Consider the following 1668-nt stretch of genomic DNA (forward strand, 5'->3'; position numbering starts at 1 on the left):
GACTAATCGTGATTGGAGAGCAAGACGTCCTTGGCTTCATTGATCCGCGCCGCCAGGACAGACGTACCGCCGACATCGGCGTTCAGGCGCTGCATCAGGCGGCGGTGCGCCTTGCGGATATCCGCCGCGGCAGCCCCCGCTTCAAGACCAAGGACCTTGTAGGCCTCCTCCTTAGTCATGGCGCCCGCACCTGGCGCAACACCCAGCCCTTCGCCACCGTGCGGCTGCGCGTCCTTGCGCCAGACGGGAAAACGGCCGTCAAGATACGTCTCTAGAAGCTGGCGGCTCTCCAGATCGGGGTTGAGCTCGCCATGAAGCTGGCGCAGGTCCGTCAGCCCCATGGCCCCAAGCATCTTGCCTTCATAACGCCCTGCCAGAACAAGACCCTCGAGCTTGCCGCTGTCATGGTCGAGGTCCATTTCGAGAGCGGCGGTACGCACCGTCGAGTGTTTGGACGCCGCGGCCCTTGCCGCCGGCCGCCTCGTTCGTATCCAGCCGACCCAGGCCAGTGCCGCGAGCAAAAGCAATCCGCCGATAAGGCTGCGGCCGAAGATCAGCATGGGTGCGCCGACCAGCCCAAGGAAGGCCGGCCCAAGCGATCTCAGACCGTCGGCCATCCTTGCCGCATCCGCGCGCACAAAGAGCAACGCGGCGCCGAAAAGCACCACGAGCACCGCTGCCAAAGCAAGGATCACGCCCATCGATTAGCGCCGCCATAGAGATGACTGAGCATAGAAATAGGATGGGACCAAGGTCTGGCGCTTGCAAGTCCCACATCAGGCGAGCCGAAGGGCCAGCGCCGGGGCGCCCGCAAAGCGCAGGGCAATTCCAGGAAAAGTGTGAGCGGTTTTCCGTCCGGAATTGCGAAAAACAAACGGATAGAGCGGTTCGCCGTTTCCGTGAAACGGTGAAACGCGCTAAAGCAGGCCGAGTTCGGCGAGTTCCAGCCTGAGCTTCGGCGGCATCTCGGCGAGTGCCGCCCTGCCCTTGCCGAGATCGGCCGGCGCATCGGCGGGCTTGAGGTAACGCCAGCCCTGGAACGCGCGCCGAGGCTGCCAGTCCGTCCGCACGACCTCGGGATCGAGCACCAGATGGCAGCGGCCGATGCCTTCATCGTCGGTAAAGGGCCTGATCTCTGTGATCAGCTGCCGGCACTGCACGCTGCCCCTGATCACCCAGTAAAGCGAGCCGCCATCGGTGATTTCCGCGCCGCGCGTCGGCATCATGCGGGTGGTGTGCCAATGCTCGGCCGGCTCGCCGGCGCGGCGCCGCTCGTCGAGGCGGAAGGCGATCCACTCCTCGAGATCTTCGACGCTGTCGCAGCCGACGCACAATTTGATAAGATTGAGTGACATGGCTCAAGATTTAGCCGCAAGGGTCGGCGCGTCAACGCCTTGAGCGACTTCTCCACAGGGCCAGTCCGGGGTCTTCGTGAGACCTCAGCACTCCACCACGTTCACCGCCAACCCGCCGAGGCTGGTTTCCTTGTATTTCTCGTTCATGTCGAGGCCGGTCTGGCGCATGGTCTCGATCGCGGCGTCGAGCGGCACGAAATGCGTGCCGTCGCCCTTGATGGCCAAGGACGCGGCGGTCACGGCCTTCACCGCGCCCAGCGCATTGCGCTCGATGCAAGGCACCTGCACCAGGCCGCCGACCGGATCGCAAGTC

At 64.3% G+C, this 1668-nt stretch carries 3 protein-coding genes; all 3 read right to left on the reverse strand.

Features of this window, described 5'->3' with window-relative positions:
• Positions 1-2: 2 nt before the first annotated feature.
• Positions 3-701, reverse strand: a complete 699-nt coding sequence (locus tag EOD07_RS33580; protein ID WP_127238271.1) for a molecular chaperone DnaJ — start codon at positions 699-701, stop codon at positions 3-5.
• Positions 702-917: 216 nt separating this feature from the next.
• Complete coding sequence (locus EOD07_RS33585) at positions 918-1355, reverse strand: DUF1489 family protein (protein ID WP_127238272.1); 438 nt, start codon at positions 1353-1355, stop codon at positions 918-920.
• Between the two features lie 84 nt (positions 1356-1439).
• Positions 1440-1668: L-serine ammonia-lyase, iron-sulfur-dependent, subunit alpha (locus tag EOD07_RS33590; protein ID WP_206519640.1), on the reverse strand; the 229-nt coding region annotated here is incomplete at its 5' end.

It is taken from the genome of Mesorhizobium sp. M2C.T.Ca.TU.002.02.1.1, from assembly GCF_003997225.1.

What these genes read in the sequence shown, in the direction of transcription:
- EOD07_RS33580 (WP_127238271.1), bottom strand. Translation starts at nt 701, where the DNA reads ATGGGCGTGATCCTTGCTTTGGCAGCGGTGCTCGTGGTGCTTTTCGGC.
- EOD07_RS33585 (WP_127238272.1), bottom strand. Translation starts at nt 1,355, where the DNA reads ATGTCACTCAATCTTATCAAATTGTGCGTCGGCTGCGACAGCGTCGAA.